General features: G+C 70.6%; 16 protein-coding genes. 12 read left to right on the top strand and 4 right to left on the bottom strand.

The annotated features are described in order from the left end of the window. Nucleotide 1: 1 nt before the first annotated feature. Both AC3WQY_RS17815 and AC3WQY_RS17810 read right to left on the bottom strand, forming a co-directional pair. Nucleotides 2-1879 carry a patatin-like phospholipase family protein gene (locus AC3WQY_RS17815; protein WP_492709858.1) on the bottom strand — a complete coding sequence of 626 codons (1878 nt, stop codon included), beginning with the start codon at nt 1877-1879 and terminating at the stop codon, nt 2-4. 43 nt (nt 1880-1922) lie between these two features. After that, complete coding sequence (locus AC3WQY_RS17810; protein WP_492709857.1) at nt 1923-4430, bottom strand: ATP-binding protein; 2508 nt, start codon at nt 4428-4430, stop codon at nt 1923-1925. Nucleotides 4431-4514: 84 nt separating this feature from the next. Between AC3WQY_RS17810 and AC3WQY_RS17805 the strand changes: the two genes are divergently transcribed. The 11 genes from AC3WQY_RS17805 to AC3WQY_RS17755 all read left to right on the top strand — a co-directional run bounded on the left by AC3WQY_RS17805 (nt 4515) and on the right by AC3WQY_RS17755 (nt 14941). Further along, on the top strand, nt 4515-6068 hold the full coding sequence (locus AC3WQY_RS17805; protein WP_285230985.1) for a thymidine phosphorylase family protein: 1554 nt from the start codon (nt 4515-4517) through the stop codon (nt 6066-6068). Between the two features lie 6 nt (nt 6069-6074). Next, a complete protein-coding gene (locus tag AC3WQY_RS17800) occupies nt 6075-6962 on the top strand; it encodes a ribose-phosphate diphosphokinase (RefSeq protein ID WP_492709856.1) in 888 nt (295 codons plus the stop codon). A 53-nt stretch (nt 6963-7015) separates the two neighbouring features. Then, entirely contained in the window at nt 7016-8131 is a 1116-nt protein-coding gene (locus tag AC3WQY_RS17795) for an HD-GYP domain-containing protein (protein ID WP_285230987.1), read from the top strand. A 146-nt stretch (nt 8132-8277) separates the two neighbouring features. Continuing rightward, nucleotides 8278-9489, top strand: a complete 1212-nt coding sequence (locus AC3WQY_RS17790; protein WP_492709855.1) for a porin — start codon at nt 8278-8280, stop codon at nt 9487-9489. Between the two features lie 15 nt (nt 9490-9504). Further along, nucleotides 9505-9933 (top strand): type 2 periplasmic-binding domain-containing protein, encoded by a 429-nt coding sequence (locus AC3WQY_RS17785; protein ID WP_492709854.1) that lies wholly within the window; start codon nt 9505-9507, stop codon nt 9931-9933. Between the two features lie 60 nt (nt 9934-9993). Further along, entirely contained in the window at nt 9994-11508 is a 1515-nt protein-coding gene (locus AC3WQY_RS17780; protein ID WP_492709853.1) for a methyl-accepting chemotaxis protein, read from the top strand. Between the two features lie 71 nt (nt 11509-11579). Next, nucleotides 11580-11987 (top strand): rhodanese-like domain-containing protein, encoded by a 408-nt coding sequence (locus AC3WQY_RS17775; RefSeq protein WP_492709852.1) that lies wholly within the window; start codon nt 11580-11582, stop codon nt 11985-11987. A gap of 29 nt (nt 11988-12016) precedes the next feature. Continuing rightward, nucleotides 12017-12277: a glutaredoxin 3 gene (grxC, locus tag AC3WQY_RS17770; RefSeq protein ID WP_285230992.1), complete on the top strand. Its 261-nt coding sequence runs from the start codon at nt 12017-12019 to the stop codon at nt 12275-12277. Between the two features lie 98 nt (nt 12278-12375). Beyond that, entirely contained in the window at nt 12376-12837 is a 462-nt protein-coding gene (gene secB, locus AC3WQY_RS17765; protein ID WP_285230993.1) for a protein-export chaperone SecB, read from the top strand. Between the two features lie 101 nt (nt 12838-12938). After that, a complete protein-coding gene (locus AC3WQY_RS17760) occupies nt 12939-13967 on the top strand; it encodes an NAD(P)H-dependent glycerol-3-phosphate dehydrogenase (RefSeq protein ID WP_285230994.1) in 1029 nt (342 codons plus the stop codon). After that, nucleotides 13967-14941: a Bug family tripartite tricarboxylate transporter substrate binding protein gene (locus AC3WQY_RS17755; protein ID WP_492709851.1), complete on the top strand. Its 975-nt coding sequence runs from the start codon at nt 13967-13969 to the stop codon at nt 14939-14941. Before AC3WQY_RS17760 ends, AC3WQY_RS17755 begins: the two co-directional genes overlap by 1 nt. A gap of 1 nt (nt 14942) precedes the next feature. Here AC3WQY_RS17755 and trmL read toward each other — a convergent pair whose 3' ends face one another. Then, nucleotides 14943-15416 carry a tRNA (uridine(34)/cytosine(34)/5-carboxymethylaminomethyluridine(34)-2'-O)-methyltransferase TrmL gene (trmL, locus tag AC3WQY_RS17750; protein ID WP_285230995.1) on the bottom strand — a complete coding sequence of 158 codons (474 nt, stop codon included), beginning with the start codon at nt 15414-15416 and terminating at the stop codon, nt 14943-14945. Nucleotides 15417-15440: 24 nt separating this feature from the next. Continuing rightward, entirely contained in the window at nt 15441-16175 is a 735-nt protein-coding gene (locus tag AC3WQY_RS17745; protein WP_492709850.1) for a ComF family protein, read from the bottom strand. A gap of 19 nt (nt 16176-16194) precedes the next feature. Between AC3WQY_RS17745 and AC3WQY_RS17740 the strand changes: the two genes are divergently transcribed. After that, the gene (locus AC3WQY_RS17740; protein WP_492709849.1) at nt 16195-17103 is read left to right on the top strand and encodes a class I SAM-dependent methyltransferase; all 909 of its coding nucleotides are present in this window, start codon (nt 16195-16197) and stop codon (nt 17101-17103) included. Nucleotides 17104-17327 lie beyond the last annotated feature (224 nt).

The following is a 17327-nucleotide window of genomic DNA, read 5'->3' as shown; positions in this document are numbered from 1 at the left end:
GTTAACCGGCCCTAGCGGCAGCGGCAGCGGCCGCCAGCACCTCGAGGCCATGCTGGTAGCCTTGTTCGACGATGTCGTCGAAGCGGCTCCACTCCAGCATGCCCACGCGTGTCAGCGGCGGGTTGAAGTACAGGTCGATCTGCTGGCGCGCCTCGCGCTGGCGCGAGTTGCTGTAGAGCACGGTGACGTTCATCAGATAGGCCGCCAGCGAGGGCAGGCGGTAGCGGCGCCGGGCGCGCGGGCGCAGGCGATCGCGCAGCAGCGCCCAGGGCCCCGGCACCTCGTCGAAATCGAGCCGGCGCGGCTTGTGGGCGCTCAGGTCCACCGCGATCACGCGGCCGATGCCCCAGCGGCGCCGCATCACGTCCACCGGCAGGTTGTTGAAGCTGCCGCCGTCGCAGAGCAGATCGCCCTCGTGGATGACCGGCGGCAGGGCCCCCGGGATCGCCACGCTGGCGAGGATGGCCTTCAGCAGCGAGCCGCGCTGCAGCACCTGTTCGCGCGCCTGCGAGTAGTTGGTGGCGACGCAGAAGAAGTTCTTCCACAGGTCCTCGGCCTGGGCGGCATGGCCGGTGAGCACCTGGATGTTGTGCTCGACGCTGCGGCGCAGGCGCTGGCCGCGGATCAGCGAGACCAGCGGCAGCCAGTTGAAGTCGCCGGTGGGGTTGAGCGCGAAGGCGCGCCGCGCCGTGTTCACCAGCAGTTCGAGCGGCTGGTCGCTCGCCACCAGCACCGCCATCACCGCGCCCACGCTGGTGCCGCCCACCATGTCGATCTGCTCGCCATGCTCCTGCAGCGCGCGGTAGATGCCGATATGGGCAAAGCCGCGCGCGCCGCCGCCGGCCAGCACCAGCCCGACGCCCTGGCGGCTCACCAGCCGCGCCAGCCTGGCGATGTCGCCGGCCAGGCGCGGGCGGATGTGCTGGTGGTCGGCGAGCGGGCGGCGCGCCAGCCAGTCGGCCGTGCCCTGCGGGCTGAGCCGCTCGCTCGGGTGCAGCAGCACCAGGATCTCGGTGGCCTCGGTGCGCGGCGGCCGGCAGACCAGGCATTCGGTCTCGATCTCGTGCAGGCGCGCCGGCTGGTCGGCATCGGCCAGCAGCAGCAGCTCGTCGCAATGGCGGCAGCAGCGCTGCGTCCAGGGCGTGGCGCTGGCATCGCTCACCAGCAGCACGAAGTCGTGCAGCGATTCGATCTCGTCCAGGCGCACCGCGATGCGCCGGCTCGCATCCAGATCCTCGGGCGGGCGCGCGCTGATGCCGGGCGTCAGCAGCTGCGCATCCAGCTCGGCCGCGGTGATCAGGGCGACCCGGCCATGCTGCCTCAGCTGGCCGGCCAGCTGGCGCGCGAAGTCCAGCGCATCGACGCCGGCGCTGATCGGCACCAGGCCGATCGTGACCGGCTTGTCCAGCAGGGAGCGGCTGCCCTCGGTCTTGAGGCGGGCGATGATCTGGCGCGTCAGCGCGATCGAGACCTGCTCGCTGATGCCCAGCAACTGCTTGAAGTGCTGCTTGGACAGGCGCACCAGCACCGAGTCGCGGATCGCCACCAGGGTGGCCGAGCGCGGCTCGTCGGTGAACAAGCTCATCTCGCCGACGATCTGCCCGCGCGCGATCTCGCGCACCGCGCGCTGCTCGCCGAACTCGTTGCCGATATAGGTGCGCAGGCGGCCGCTGACGAGCAGGTACATGGCGTCGCCCGGCTCGCCCTGGGTCATGAGCGGCTGGCCGGCGGCGATCTCCACCCATTCCAGGCGCTGCAGCAGCAGCTCGACGGCCGCAGGCTCGATCTCGCCGAGCAGCTCCGGCAGATGCCGCAGCAGCAGGGCCTGCAGATGGGGCGGGTGCGTGGCGGACGGAGCAGAAGACGCGCAGCTGATCATGGCGCGCAGTCTGGCCGGCTGCGCGCCGAAAGTCCTGAAAAAGCTATGAAAAAGCCGCCAGCAGGCGCTCGGCGTCCGTGTCGCTCAGCTGGCTACCCTGTTGCATCAGCGCCTGCGCCAGGCCGGGGCCCAGGGCGCCCTGTAGCTGCGCCTGCAGGGCGGCCCATTGCTGCTCGATCCAGCCATAGGGGCGCGCCTGGCGCTGCTCGAAATGCTGCCGCGCCAGGCCCAGCAGCTGCGCCGCCGCCTGCGGCCGCTGCAGCGCCCAGGCCAGCAGCGGCAGCTGGGTGAGGGCGTAGGGCACGTCGAACCGGCGGGCCAGCTGCAGGGCCGGGCCGCAGGCCTGCAGCGCCGCCTCGCATTGCCCCTGGGCGATCAGCGCCGCCAGCAGATAGCACTGCACATAGGCGCTGCTGGCGCCGGCCTGCACGCTCGGCCGGGCGAGCATGGCGCGCGCCAGCGCCGCCGCCTCGGCATGGCGCTCCAGCAGGAAGATCAGGGCCAGCACATTGCTTTCGGCCACGTCGGCGGCGTCCTGCCAGGCCAGCGCCTGCGCCAGCGCCAGCTCCTCGCGGTGGTCGCTGAGCGCGGCTTCGAGCTGGCCGCACTTGAGGTGGTAGCTGCCGCGCGCCGCGGCGGCCACCAGGCGCAGGCGCGCGCTCCATTCGGGATGCCGGCCCAGCAGCGCGGCGATTTCGGCCAGCGCGCGATCGACCTCGGGGCTGGCCGAGGGCGCCGCGCGCACCAGGCTCACCAGGGCGCGCAGCAGGTCGCGCTCGTCGCCCAGCGCGCCCAGCGCGCGCAGCTGCGCGCAGGCACGCGTGGCCGCCTCGCTGGCGCGCGGGCTGCCGCGCATCACCAGCTGGCGCGCGAACTCGCGCCACCAGTCGGCCTCGGTGGCGGCCGACACGCGCCCGCCCAGCAGCGCCTCGCAGTCTGCGACCCAGCCATAGACCTCGCCGCGCCAGGCGCTGTAGGTGGTGAGCATGCCCACGCAGGTGGCCAGGGCCAGCGCGCTGTCGGGCTCGTGCTGCATGGCCCAGCGCAAGGCGCTGCGGGCGTTGTCGAGCTCGGCAAAGCAGAGCGCGTTGATGCGCGGGTTGGCGGCGCCATCGGCCTGGTCCTGCTGCTGGCGCAGGCGCAGCATCAGCTGGCACAGCGCCCTGGCATGGCCCCGACGCGCCGCCTCGGCCTCGCCGGCCTCGTCCAGCAGGGTCAGGGCGTAGAGGCGCATGGTCTCGAGCAGGCGGTAGCGCGGCGCGCTCTCGGTGGCCGCCAGCTCGGCCACCACCAGCGAACGGTCCACCAGCGCGGCCAACCCGTCCACCAGGCTCCAGCGCGCGCTCTCGGCGGTGTCGGTGGCGGCCATCAGCAGCTCCAGGCTGAAGCCGCCGCTGAACACGCCCAGTTGCCGGAACAGCCGCTGCTCGGCGGGCGCCAGCAGGCCGTGGCTCCAATGCAGCGCGGCTTGCAGGGTCGGGTGGCGCGCCAGGCTGCCGCGGTGGCCGCGCTTGAGCAGGGCAAAGCGCTCGGCCAGCGCATCGTGCACGCCCTGCAGGCCCAGCAGGGGCACGCGCGCGGCGGCCATTTCCAGCGCCAGCGGCAGGCCGTCGAGCTGGCTGCACAGCGCGCGCAGCAGCGGCAGCTGCTCCGCCCCCAGGCGCAGGCGGTAGTCGGCCGCGCAGGCGCGCGCCGCCAGCAGGCCGATGGCGCCGCTGCGCAGCGCCTGTTCGGCGGCCGTGTCGGTGCCGGCGATCTCCAGCGGCTCCAGCCTCTGCTCGCGCCCGCCGGCCAGCGGCAGCGGCGCCTGGCTGGTCACCAGCAGGCGCAGGCTCGGCTCGGCCGCCAGCAACAGCGCCGCCAGCTCGGCGGTGGCCGGCAGCAGATGCTCGGCGTTGTCCATGATCAGCAGGCGCCGCGCGCCCAGGGCCGGGGCCAGCAGGGCAGCATCGCTGGCGGGCCCGTGCAGCTCGAGCGCGCGCGCCAGGGCCGGCAGCAGCTGGCCCGGTTCGGACAGGGCGCCGAGGTCCAGCCAGAGCGCGCGCGCGGCGCGGCTGTCCAGGCTCAGGTCATGGGCGTCGCGCAGCGCCTGGGCCAGCGCGGTCTTGCCCACGCCGGCCGGGCCCAGCAGGGTCACGCAGCCGGCCTGCTGCATGGCGCGCAGCAGGCGCGCCAGGTCGTCCTCGCGGCCGAACAGCTGGCAGCCGCCAAGCGCCACCAGGGCCGGATTGGCAAGCGGGCTGGCGTCCATGCCCGTGGCCGCTACGGTGAAGCGGTAGCCATGCCCCGGCACGGTCTCGATCAGCTCGGCGCCCAGCACCCGGCGCAGGGCGGTGATCTGGGCGGCGATATTGTTCTCTTCCACCACCAGGCCGGGCCACACCTGGTCGAGCAGCTCGGCCTTGGTGACCAGGCGCCCGGCGCGCTCCACCAGCACGGTGAGCAGATCGAAGGCGCGCGAGCCCAGCGGCAGCACCACGCCATCGGCGCGCAGCAGCCGTTCGCGGGTCAGCAATTCGAAGCGGGCAAAGCGCCAGTTGGTGGAACGCATCTTGGCAGGGTTGGGGCCGCACGCGTGCGGCTGCCGGCGTCTGTGATGGCCGGGCGAGTATGCCTGACAGGCTACAGTTGCCGCATGAACCTGCAAATCCGGCGCGTCGGCATCGACACCTGGCGCGAGAACGTGGCCTATCTGCACCGCGACTGCCCGGTGGTGCGCGCCGCGGGCTTCCAGGCCCTGGCCAAGGTGGAGATCCACGCCAATGGCCAGACCATCCTGGCGGTGCTGAACGTGGTGGACGACGAGCGCATCGTCAGCGCCTGCGAGCTGGGCGTGAGCGAGGACGCGTTCGCGCGCCTGGCGGTGGGCGAGGGCCACGAGGCCAGCATCGCGCATGCGGAGCCGCCCGGCTCGATCGCCGCCCTGCATCGCAAGATCAATGGCGAGCGCCTCACCAAGGACGACCTGCACGCCATCATCCGCGACGTCGCCCAGGCGCGCTATTCCAAGATCGAGCTGGCCGCCTTCGTGGTGGCCACCAACCAGTACGAGCTGGACCGCGAGGAGGTGCTGCACCTCACCGAGGCCATGATCGCGGTGGGCCGCAAGCTCGACTGGCAGCGCGAGGTCGGCCATGGCCTGGTGGTGGACAAGCATTGCATCGGCGGCATTCCCGGCAACCGCACCTCCATGCTGGTGGTGCCCATCGTCGCCGCGCATGGCATGTTGTGCCCCAAGACCAGCTCGCGCGCCATCACCTCGCCGGCCGGCACGGCCGACACCATGGAGGTGCTGGCCGAGGTGGAGCTGGGCTTCGAGCGCATGGTGAGCATCGTGCGCGACACCCATGCCTGCCTGGCCTGGGGCGGCACCGCCGATCTCTCGCCCGCCGACGACATCCTGATCTCGGTGGAGCGCCCGCTGTCGATCGACTCGCCCGGCCAGATGGTGGCCTCGATCCTGTCCAAGAAGATCGCCGCCGGCTCCACCCATCTGGTGCTGGACATCCCGGTGGGCCCGAGCGCCAAGGTGCGCTCGATGGCCGAGGCGCAGCGCCTGAAGAAGCTGTTCGAATACGTGGCCGGCCATCTGCGCCTGCAGCTGGACGTGGTGCTGTCCGACGGCCGCCAGCCGATCGGCCGCGGCATCGGGCCGGTGCTGGAGGCGCGCGACGTGATGCAGGTGCTGCAGGGCGACCCGGCCGCACCGCAGGACCTGCGCCAGAAGGCGCTGCGCCTGGCCGGGCGCATGATCGAGTTCGACCCCGATGTGCGCGGCGGCCAGGGCTACCAGATCGCGCGCGACATCCTCGACTCGGGCCGCGCGCTGGCGCAGATGAACGCCATCGTCGACGCGCAGGGGCGCCGCGCCGAGCCGCCTCAGGTGGGCAGCTTGCAGGCCGAGGTGCTGGCCGAGGCGGACGGCGTGCTGGTGGCGCTGGACAATCTGCGCATCGCGCGCATTGCCCGCCTCGCCGGCGCGCCGCAGGTGCCCGGCGCCGGCCTCGACCTGTTGAAGAAGCTGGGCGATCCGGTTGCCAAGGGCGAGCCGCTCTACCGCATCTATGCCCAGTTCGACGCCGATCTGCAGTTCGCGCGCAGCCATGCGCAGAAGGACCCGGGCTGCCGCATCGGCGCCGCCGAGCAATTGCCGCACGAGTTCGCGAGCGGCTCGCTGTTTTCGCTGTGACCCTTTATGAGTTCTGACATCCTGCTGCTGGCCTTCGACGACGAGGCCACCCTGGCGCAAGACCTGGCCCTGGCGCTGGGCGCACCGCTGGCCTTCATCACGCGCCACCGCTTCCCCGACGGCGAGCTGCGCCTGGTGCTGCCCAAGCCGCTGCCGGCGCGCGTGCTGCTGCTGCGCGGCCTGCAGCAACCCAACGAGAAGCTGGTGGAGCTGCTGATTGCCGCGCCCACCGCGCGCGAGCTCGGCGCGCAGCGGCTGGTGCTGGTCTCGCCCTACCTGGCCTATATGCGTCAGGACATGGAGTTCACGCCCGGCGAGGCGGTCAGCCAGCGCCATATCGCGCGCCTGCTGGCCCAGCAGTTCGACCATGTCATCACCATCGATCCGCATCTGCATCGCATCGCCAGCCTCGACGAGGTGATGCCCAAGGGTGCCGGCGTGGCGCTCTCGGCCGCGCCGGTGCTGGGGCGCTGGATCGCCGCCCGCGTGCCCGGCGCGCTGCTGATCGGGCCCGATGAGGAATCGGGCCAGTGGGTGCGCGAGGCCGCGCAGGCCGGCGGCCTGGATTGCGCGGTGGGCCACAAGGTGCGCCATGGCGACCACCAGGTCACGCTGGCGCTGCCCGAGCTGGCGGTGCAGGGCAGGGCGGTGGTGCTGCTGGACGACATGGCCTCCACCGGCCGCACCCTGATCGGCGCGGCCCAGGGCCTGCTGGCGCGCGGCGCGGCATCGGTCGACGTGGCGGTGACGCATGCGCTCTTCAATGGCGATGCGCTGCCGGCCCTGCAGGCGGCGGGTGTGCGTCATGTCTGGAGCAGCAACAGCGTGCCGCACGCCAGCAACGCGGTCTCGGTGGTGTCGCTATTGGCCGAGGCCTGGCGTAGACTGGGCTGACACAAACAACATTGGGCGTGCTGGCCGGCAAGGCCGGCGCGGGGCCTGACTCGATGCAACTGCTCAAGCTGGTGGCCAATCAGGTGACGGTGGGCGCGCCATTGCCCTTCAATGTGCGCGACGAGCATGGCGGGCTGCTGCTGGCCTGCGGCCAACTGGTCTACAGCGACAACCAGTTGCAGAGCCTGCTGGCGCGCGGCATGTTTGCCGACGTCGAGGAAATCAAGGCGCTGGCCGCCGGCCGCAAGGTGGTGGCGCAGCCGCCCACGCTGTTTGCGCGCTGGAACCATATCTACTGGAGCCTGGACCGTCTGGCCCATGCCAGCCAGGAGCCCGCCGGCCTGCAGCAGGGCTGCCATGAGCTGGCCGACGAGCTGATGGCGATGGTGCGGCAGGACCCCGATGTGGCCGTCTACCAGATGGTGCGCCAGGAGGCCCACCACTACCGCATGTACGGCCTCACCCACACGGTGTTCGTGGCGGCGCTGTGCCAGCTGATCGCGGCGCGGCTGGAGTGGCCGGCCGAGCGCCAGCGCTCGGCGGTGCTGGCGGCGCTGACGATGAATCTCAGCATCCTGGAGCTGCAGGCCCGCTATGCGGTGTTCGGCCGCCTCACGCAGGAGCAGCGCGACGAGCTGCGCGGCCACCCCGAAGCGGCGGTGGCGCGTCTGCGTGCCGCCGGCGTGGCCGATGAGGAATGGCTGCAGGCGGTGCTGGAGCATCACGAGCATGCCGATGGCCAGGGCTATCCGCGCGGGCTCACCGCGGTGTCGGAGCTGGCCCATCTGCTGCGCCTGGCGGATGTGTTCCTGGCCAAGATCAGCCGGCGCGAGGGCCGCCCGCCGCTGGACATCAAGGAGGCCGAGCGCCAGGCCTATGCGCAATGGCCCGGCAGCCCGATGGTGGCGGCGCTGATCAAGGAGATCGGCATCTACCCGCCGGGCGAGTTGCTGGCGCTGGCGAGCGGCGAGAAGGCGGTGGTGATACGGCGCGGGGCCGGCATGCAGACGCCGCTGGTGGCGGCGCTCACCGACAAGCGCGGCCTGCCGATCACGCAGACGCCGCGCCGCGACACCGCCCAGGCCGACTACGCCGTCAAGGCGGTGGAGGCCGACAAGACCCTGGTCACGCGGGTGCCGCTGGAGCGGCTCTACGGCCTGCTCAGCTGAGCGGCTGTTGGCCTTGGCGCCACAGTTGCGACAGAAATATGACTTAAGGCACGGTCGGCCCGGCCGATATGCCTAGCATGGTGCCAGGCAGGGGTGTGATTGCGCCTGCCGGGTCAGTCCTTGCTAGTCATTCAGAAGGAGACAACATGACATGTTCGAAGCAGTGGCGCTTGGCGCCTCTTGCCGCGGCCCTTTTCTTTGCAATCGGTGCGCAGGCGCAAACAGGCGGCGAGTCCGCCTTTTCTTTTTCTGGCTTCGCAACGCTGGGGGTAGTTGGCACCAACACCGACGCGGCCCAATATGCGGGCAACGGCCAGGTGCGCGGCGCCGACAAGTCCTGGAGCGGCGAGGTCGACTCCAAGCTCGGCGTGCAGGGCACCTTCAAGGCCAACGCGATGTTCTCGGGCACGGTGCAGCTGCTGAGCAAGCAGAACGGCGAGGGCAACTTCACGCCCGAGCTGGAATGGGCTTTTGCCAAGGCGCAGATCACACCCTCGCTGGCGCTGCGCCTGGGGCGCATGGGCGGCCCCTTCTTCGCGGTCTCGGACTTCCGTGACGTCGGCTATGCCAACACCTGGGTGCGCCCGCCCATGGACGTCTACGGCCAGGTGCCGTTCAGTAATTTCAATGGCGCGGACCTCAACTTCCAGACCAATACCGGCCTCGGCACCCTGAGCGCGCAGCTCTTCGGTGGCCAGGGCCGGACCACGGTGGCGCGCACCAAGGTCGACTTCAAGAAGATGCTCGGCTTCAATGCCACGCTCGAGATGGACAACGGCCTGAGCCTGCGCGTCGGCCATCTGCAGGGCCGCCTGACGGCCCACACCACCACGCTGGCCGGCCTGGTGGCGCTGATACGCACCACGCCCTTCACCAGCACCGCCAACGAGCTGGACCCGACCGACAAGAAGGCCACCTTCACAGGCCTGGGCGCCACCTGGGACAGCGGCAACTGGATCGTCAGCGGCGAATACACGCAGCGCCGCACCGACACCTATGCCGCCGATACCGATGCCTGGTACCTGACCCTGGGCCACCGCATCGGCAAGTTCACGCCCTATGGCACCTTGTCGCAGCTCAAGCATGTGGACAGCAACGTCACCAATGTGATCCCGGCCGCCACGCCGCAGCTGGCCCAGCTCAAGGCCACGGTGGACGGCTTCGTGGCCAGCCAGCACCGCGCGCAGAAGACCTGGGCGCTGGGCCTGCGCTGGGATGCCTATCGCAATGTGGCGCTGAAGGCGCAGGTCGATCGCGTCAAACCCGATGGCCCGGGCTTCTTCATCAATCAGCAGCCCGGCTTCGGCACGGGCGCCTCGGTCAATGTCTACAGCCTGGCTGTGGACCTGGTGTTCTGAGGCAGGAGGCCCATGATGAGCAACAAGACATCCTCCGCTCTCCTGACCGCCGCGCTGCTGAGCCTTGGCGCCGCCGCGCAGGCCCAGGTGGCCGTGATCGTCAACCCCAAGAGCCCGACGGCCAGCATGACGGCCGACCAGGTGGCCAGCATCTTCCTCGGCAAGAGCAACACCCTGCCCAGCGGTGCCACCGCGGCCGCGGTGGACCAGCCCGAAAGTGCCGCGGTGCGCGAGCAGTTCTACACCAAGGTCACCGGCAAGCAGGCGGCCCAGGTGAAGGCGGCCTGGTCGCGCCTGGTGTTCTCGGGCAAGGCCACGCCACCGAAGGAATTGGCCAGCTCGGCCGAGGTGAAGAAGTTCGTGGCCGGCAATGCGGACGCGATCGGCTACGTCGAGAAGTCGGCGGTGGACGGCAGCGTCAAGTCCGTGTTGACCGTCGACTGACGGTTTGAGTCAATGCCCCCGTGGGCGCGCTGCCAGGGCGCGCCCCACAAGGAGAAGTGCATGAACGTCAAGACCCGAATCTGGCTGCTGCCCGTGTTGGCCGCGGCCGTGTTTGCCATCGGGATCGCGGTGGTGTTGGCCTATTCCACGCGCAGTTCCAGCGCGATCCAGGATGTGGGTGCGGTGCACTCGCCCTATCTGGATGCCACCAACCAGTTCGCCTCCCAGCTGGAGGCGCTTGGCGCCACCATCCAGAGCGCGGTGGCCGAGGGCGAGAAGAAGCGTCTCGACGAGGCCAATGAGCGTGCCGCGGCGATGCGCAAGACGCTCGCCACCATCAAGGCCATCGATGGCAAGGGCGAGATGGCCGGCAAGCTGGGCGCCAGCTTCGAGGCCTATTACGCGGCGTCCTCCGAGACCGCCCAGCTCTTCCTGGGCATCAAGCAGGGCGACCAGGCCGGCGCCATTCCGAAGATGCAGGCGGCGCTGAAGAACCTCGAGGCGGTGCTGGCGGACGCCAGGCGCCAGGCCCGCGAGGGCTTCGACGAGGGGCTCGAGCATGCCAAGCGCGGCGTCACCGCGAGCGTCTGGGCGGTGGTGATCAGCGGCCTGGTGGTGGTGCTGTGCCTGGGGGTCGGATCCTTCCTGGTGATCGGCAGCGTGTGGCGCCAGCTCGGCGGCGAACCCGAATACGCACGCGACGTGATGCGCCAGATGGCCGAGGGCGATCTGTCGCAGGACATCCGCGTCAGCAGCGGCGCCGAGGGCAGCCTGCTGGCGGCGGTGCGCGACATGTCGCAGGGCCTGGCGGCGATCGTCAGCAATGTGCGCAGCGGCACCGACTCGATGACCGTGGCCTCGCGCGAGATCGCGGTGGGCAACCACGATCTCTCGGTGCGCACCGAGAAGCAGGCCAGCTCGCTGGAGCACACCTCCAGCAATATGCAGAACCTCACCGAGACGGTGCGCCAGAGCGCCGACGCGGCGGCGCAAGCGAACCAGCTGGCCGGCTCGGCCGCGGCGGTGGCGCAGCGCGGTGGCGAGGTGGTCTCCCAGGTGGTCACCACCATGGAGGAAATCAACAACAGCTCCAAGAAGATCAACGACATCATCGGCGTGATCGACGGCATCGCCTTCCAGACCAATATCCTGGCCTTGAATGCCGCGGTGGAAGCGGCGCGCGCCGGCGAGCAGGGGCGTGGCTTCGCGGTGGTGGCGGGTGAGGTGCGCAGCCTGGCGCAACGCAGCGCCGAGGCCGCCAAGGAGATCAAGTCGCTGATCGGCGCCAGCGTCGACAAGGTCGAATCCGGCAGCCGCCTGGTGCAGAACGCCGGCTCCACCATGGGCGAGATCGTCGCCAGCGTGCAGCGCGTGTCCGACATCATCGGCGAGATCACCGCCGCCTCTACCGAACAGAGCCAGGGCATCGGCGAGGTGAACCAGTCCATCACCCAGCTCGACCAGATGACGCAGCAGAACGCCGCGCTGGTGGAGCAGGCGGCCGCCGCGGCCAGCAGCCTGGAGCAGCAGGCGCAGGCGCTGCAGACCGCGGTCTCCACCTTCAAATTGAGCTGAGCCGTGCCGCCGGGGGGAGCGGGGCGGGCTTTCCTATAATCCGCCTCCTTTCCCCTGAATCGGACCCTGCCTTGAAATTCCTGCTCGACAACTGGTATCTCGTCCTTGCTGCCCTGGTGTCCGGGGGCATGCTGCTGTGGACCACGTTCGCGCGCAGCACCGGCGCCGGCGCGGTCTCCACCGCCGAGGCGGTGCGCCTGGTGAATCGCGAGAAGGCGGTGCTGATCGATGTCTGCAGCGCCGCCGAATACGCCGCCGGCCATGTGGCGGGGGCCCGCAACGTGCCGCTTGACAGCATCGAGGGCCACAAGCAACTGCCCAGCAACAAGACCCTGCCCCTGGTACTGCTGTGCCAGAGCGGCGCGCGCGCCAGCAAGGCTGCTGGCATTCTTCGCAAGGCCGGCTATGCCAATGTGCAGGTGCTGGCGGGTGGCCTGAAGGCTTGGCGCGAGGCCAACCTGCCGGTCGAGAAGAGCTGAACGACGTTGAAGAAGAGAAGGTTTGCGCGATGCGTGCCGTGAAGATGTACACCACCCAGGTCTGCCCCTACTGCGTGCGCGCCAAGGCGCTGCTCAAGCAACGCGGTGTGGAAGCGATCGACGAAGTGCGGGTGGATCTGGACCCCGGCCAGCGCGACGCCATGATTGCGCTCACCGGGCGCCGCACGGTGCCTCAGATCTTCATCGGCGACACCCATGTGGGCGGCTGCGACGAGCTGATCGCGCTGGACCACCGTGGCGGCCTGCAGCCGCTGCTGCAAGGCGCCTGAAGCCCGCCCGGATTCCGGGCCCCGCATGGCCTGGGTCATAATGCCTGCCGCTGCCCGCAGCAAGAACGCTGGCGGGCTTCACTATTTGGAAAGACACCATGGCCGACGAGACCAACACCCCCGTGTTTCAGATCCAGCGCATGTACCTGAAGGACTTGTCGCTGGAGCAACCGAATTCGCCGCAAATCCTGCTGGAGCAGACCCAGCCTCAGGTCGACATCAACCTGGCCCTGGCGGCCGAGGGCGTGGCCGACGGCATTTTCGAGGTCTCGGTGACCGCCACCGTGACCACCAAGGTCGGCGACAAGACCCTGTTCCTGATCGAGGCCAAGCAGGCCGGCATCTTCGAGATCCGCAACCTGCCGCAGGAGCAGGTCGAAGGCATCCTGGGCATCGTCTGCCCGCAGATGATCTACCCCTATCTGCGCGCCGTGGTGTCGGACGTCTGCACCCGCGCCGGCTTCCCGCCCGTGCTGCTGTCGGAAGTCAACTTCCAGGCCATGTTCGAAGCCCAGCAGGCCCAGCGCGAAGCCGCGGCCGCCGCACCGACCATCAACTGAAAAGCGCAAGCATCAGCGCCGCAAGGCATGGAGGCGCCCAGTGCTGACGAGCATCGGGCGCTTTTTTACTTTGGCCCTCGGCATGGGGGCGTGAGCCAGCTATGAAGATCAGTGTTTTGGGTGCCGGTGCCTGGGGCACGGCCCTGGCGATACAGGCCGCCGAGCGGCACGAGGTGCTGCTGTGGGCGCGCGATGCGGACGCCGTTGCCGCGATGCGCGCGGCGCGCCGCAACGAGCGCTATCTGCCGGAGGCGGCCCTGCCCGCGGCGCTGCAACTGAGCGCCGACCTGGCGGCGGCGATCGCGCATGCGCGCGAGGGGCTCATCATCATCGCCACGCCGATGGCGGCGCTGCGCGGCATGTTGGCGGCCCTGCCGGCCGGCGCGCGCTGCCTCTGGTTGTGCAAGGGCTTCGAGGCCGGCACCGGCCTGCTGGGCCATGAGATCGCGCGCGAGGCCGCGCCCGCGCTGACGGTGGGCATTCTCTCCGGCCCCAGCTTTGCGCAGGAGGTGGCGCTGGGTCAGCCCACCGCCCTGGTGGCGGCCAGCTTCGATGCCGCGCTGGCGCAGGCGGCGGTGGAGGCCTTCCACAGCGAGCGTCTGCGCGTCTACACCTCGGCCGATCCGGTCGGCGTGGAGGTGGGCGGCGCGGTGAAGAACGTGATGGCGATCGCGGTGGGCATTGCCGATGGCCTGCGCCTGGCGGCCGAGGCGCGCGGCGATGCCGCACAGAATCGACTCAATGCGCCCGGCCTGAATGCGCGTGCGGCGCTGATCACCCGCGGCCTGGCCGAGATGCTGCGCCTGGGCCTGGCGCTGGGCGCGCGCACCGAGACCTTCATGGGCCTCTCGGGCATGGGCGACCTGGTGCTGACCGCGACCGGCGATCTCTCGCGCAACCGGCGCGTCGGCCTGATGCTCGCGCAAGACCTGGCCCTGGCCGACATCCTGCGCCAGCTGGGCCATGTGGCCGAGGGCGTCTACAGCGCGCCCACGGTGCTCAAGCGCGCGCAGGACCGCGGCGTCGACATGCCCATCACCGCGGCCGTGGTGGCGGTGCTGGAAGGCCGGCTGGGCCCCGCCGCGGCGGTGGACCTGCTGATGGGCCGCCAGGCCCGTTCGGAGCATTGATGATGCTGCTGGACCGCCGCGCGCTGATGCAGGCCGCCGTCGGCATGCTGGCCGCCGGCGCGGCCCGGGCCGAGGCCTGGCCGAGCCGACCGATCAAACTGGTCGTGCCCTTTCCGGGCGGCAGCTCGCCCGACATCGTGGCGCGCGCGCTGGCCGAGGCGCTGGGCGCGGCCCTGGGCCAGCCGGTGCTGGTGCTGAACCAGCCGGGCGCCGGCGGCAATATCGGCACGGCCATGGTGGCCAAGGCCGTGCCCGATGGCTACACGCTGCTGTTCACCATCCAGGGGCCGCTGGTCACCGCGCCCCTGTTGGCGCGCCGGCTGCCCTATGACCCGGTGCGCGACCTGCAGCCCATCAGCCTGGTGGCCAGTTCGCCCAATGTGCTGGTGGTCTCGCCCGCGCTGGGCGTGCGCACGGTGGCCGAGTTCGTCGCCGTGGCGCGGGCGCGCAAGGGCGCGCTCAACTACGGCAGCGTGGGCAACGGCAGTGCCGCCCATCTGGCGATGGAGTCCTTCAAGGCGCGCGCCGGCGTCGAGCTTGGCCATGTGCCCTACCAGGGCTTCCCGCAGGTGGTGAACGCGCTGCTGGCGGGCGAGGTGCAGGCCGGCTTCATGGTGCCAGGTATTGCCATGGGTGCGGTGAAGGCCGGCAGGCTGACGGCCCTGGCCGTCACCAGCCTGGGTCGCGCCGCGGCCCTGCCCGAGCTGCCGACCCTGGTGGAGCAGGGTTACGCCGGTTTCGAGGCGATCTCCTGGCAGGCGGTGCTGGCGCCGGCGCGTACGCCCGCGCCCATCGTGGCGCGGCTCTCGCAGGAGCTGGTGCGCATCATCAAGAGCGATGCGCTGCGCAACCGCCTGCTGAGCCAGTACTTCAGCGCCACCGCCAGCTCGCCCGAGGGCCTGGCCCAGCTGATGCGCAGCGAACGCCTCAAATGGGCGGCCGTGATCCAGGCCGCCGGCGTGCAGCCCGAGTAGCTCAGCCAGCGGCCCCTGCGTAGCCGTTCTGGCGCCAGGCCTCGAACACCGCCACCGCCACGCTGTTGCTGAGATTGAGGCTGCGCTGCGCCGGCAACATCGGCAGGCGCACGCGTTGGCTGGCCGGAAAGCCGTCGCGCAGCGCCGGCGGCAGGCCGGCGGTCTCGCAGCCGAACACCAGAAAGTCGCCCGGCTGCCAGGCCGTCTCGGTGAGCAGATGGCTGCCGCGGGTGGTGAAGGCGAACATGCGCTCGGGCGCGGGGCTCTCCGCATCGAGAAAGGCCTGCCAGCTGGCATGGCGGTGCACCGCCGCGTACTCGTGATAGTCGAGCCCGGCGCGCTGCAGCAGGCGGTCTTCCATCAGGAAGCCCAGCGGCTCGATCAGGTGCAGGCGGCAGCCGGTGTTGGCGGCCAGCCGTATCACATTGCCGGTGTTGGGCGGGATCTCGGGGTGCACGAGCACGATGTTGAACATGGCGGTCTGGACTTCCTGATTTCGTCAATCGGCCGGCGTGCGCGCAAGCACCCAGGCCTGCACGGACGCTGCACCGGCGCGACGCAAGGCGCCGGCAGCCTCGAACAAGGTGGCGCCGCTGGTCATCACATCGTCGACCAGCGCCACCTTGGCGCCACGCAGGCCGGCCTGCGCGGCGGGCTCGACGGCGAAGGCATGCCGCATATTGGCGCGGCGCGCATCGAGCTGCAGGCTGGCCTGCTGCGCGGTGTCGCGCACGCGCAGCAGCAGGTCGGCGGCGCAGCGCCATTGTCGCCGCTGCGCCAGGCCGCGCGCGATCTCCAGGCTCTGGTTGTAGCCGCGCTCGCGCAGGCGGCTTGCGGCAAGCGGGATGGGCAGCAGCAGGTCGGGCGCCTCGGCATCGCGCAGCGCGCGGTCCAGCAACTCGACCAGCAGCGCGCGCCAATGCAGCGCGTCGTGGAACTTGAAGCGCTGCAGCAGCCGGTCCCAGGGAAAGCCGTAGTCCAGCGCCGCGATGCAGTGGCTCAGCGGCGGGGGTGCGCGCAGGCAGCTGCCGCATGCCGGGCCGGCGCCGGGCGGCAGCCGCAGCGCGCAGAAGTGGCAGCGCGGCACTGGCGTGGCGTAGCGCGCCGCGCAGTCGCTGCACAGCCGCTGCGGCGACCAGCGCCGGCACACGGCGCATTGGCCGGCCGCACGCGGCAGCCGCGCTGCCAGGCGCGCGATGAGGGCATCGGCCAGGGGCGGGGCGAGCGCGGGCATGGCTCAATATACTGCCGCGATGACGAGTGACGTGATCGATGGACAGCGGGCCGGTGCCCAGCTGGATGCTGGCGCCTTGCGGCATCAGCGCAGCCGCCTGGCGGCCGCGCCCGAGGCGCCCTGGCTGCACCGCGAGGTGGCGCAGCGCATGGCCGAACGCCTGCCCTTCATCAAGCTTCAGCCCCGCAGCGTGCTGCTGTGGGACGCCTGGCTGGGTGCCAGCGCGCAAGCACTGCGTGCGCAATACGCCCAGGCGGAGCAGCTGCTGGTGGAGGACGAGCCGGCCTTGCTGGCGCGCAGCCAGGGCCTGCTCAAGCGCGGGCTGTGGTCGCGCCTGCGTGGCTTGGCGCAAGGGCAAGCCCTGACCCCCGCGCAGGTGCCGGCGGGCGTGGCCGAGCTGGTGTGGGCGAATATGAGCTTGCATGCGCAGGCGCAGCCGGAGGCGGTGCTGCGCGCCTGGCACGAGGCCCTGGCGGTGGACGGCTTCCTGATGTTTTCCTGTCTCGGGCCCGACAGCCTGGTGGAGCTGCGGCCGCTCTACGCCGAACTGGGTTGGGGCCTGCCGGCGCCGCCCTGGCTGGACATGCACGATATCGGCGACATGCTGGTGCATGGCGGCTTTGCCGATCCGGTGATGGATCAGGAGCGCCTGAGCCTGACCTGGGCCGATGGCGAGGCCTTGTTGAACGACCTGCGTGCGCTGGGCGGCAATGTCGCGCGGGCGCGTTTCGCGGGCCTGCGCGGGCGGCAATGGCGCAGCGCTTTGCTGCGCGCACTCGAGCGCCTGAAGGGGCCGGATGGCCGCCTGCGCCTGACGGTGGAGCTGGTCTACGGCCACGCCTTCAAGGCCGCGCCCAAGCTGCAGGTGCAGGCCGAAACGGCGGTGTCGCTGGAGCAGATGCGCGCGATGGTGAAGCGCCCGCGCTGACTTGCTCCGGATCAACGCCGCACACGGCGACGCACAAAGACCACAGCCCCGGTATGGGGCTACGTTAGAATCCGCCGCGATTTGAATTTCAGCAGCGCCAGGGTAATCGATCCCGATCTGGCGCTCGTTGAGCGAGGTCAACCCCCGTTTAAGAAGTCTCGCATGCCGCCGCGGCAGGTGACGCAGGACATGGGGTGGACATCGGTCCAGCGTCGGTGTTGACC

The organism is Roseateles sp. FW301-B2 (assembly GCF_058788955.1).
The sequence above is the reverse complement of the archived record's forward strand: the minus strand, read 5'-3'. Positions and strand labels throughout refer to the sequence as shown.